Here is a 422-nt window from a genome sequence, read left to right as displayed (position 1 = left end):
GTTCTGAACCTCACTGAGTCCCGTATTACGCACCGCTTCGACCGCTCTGATGGGAGGCGTTGCCATCAGGATGTCGAAGTTCTGCGAGTCGCCCTCGGCGGAATAGGCAATTTTGCTGTCAGGATCGACATGGCTTAAGGTAAAGCCGCGCTGGTGCTGTATTCCTTTGGCAGCAAAAATATCGCCTAGCGCCTCTCCAACCGGACGCTGCAGGAACAGACAGTTTCGCAGCAGCTGCGCGACGGTCGGATAGGTATAAACAATCTCAACCTGATTACGTACGCCGCGCTGGCGAAGATAGTCGTCAACCATCAGCGTGGTTTCAATTGGGGCGATGCCGCACTGATGGGGAACATTCGGCGTTTCCGGGAAAGAGACGGTAATAAATATTCGCCCCTTTTTAATGGTGGAGAGCTTATGCG

General features: G+C 53.8%; 1 pseudogene. It reads right to left on the bottom strand.

The window, feature by feature from the left end:
* Positions 1 to 422 (bottom strand): annotated as a pseudogene (locus EN749_RS37245) (NAD(P)/FAD-dependent oxidoreductase); the annotation flags it as partial.

The sequence above is a fragment of the Mesorhizobium sp. M7A.F.Ca.ET.027.02.1.1 genome, from assembly GCF_004022985.1.
Lineage (GTDB): Bacteria > Pseudomonadota > Alphaproteobacteria > Rhizobiales > Rhizobiaceae > Mesorhizobium.
The sequence above is the reverse complement of the archived record's forward strand: the minus strand, read 5'-3'. Positions and strand labels throughout refer to the sequence as shown.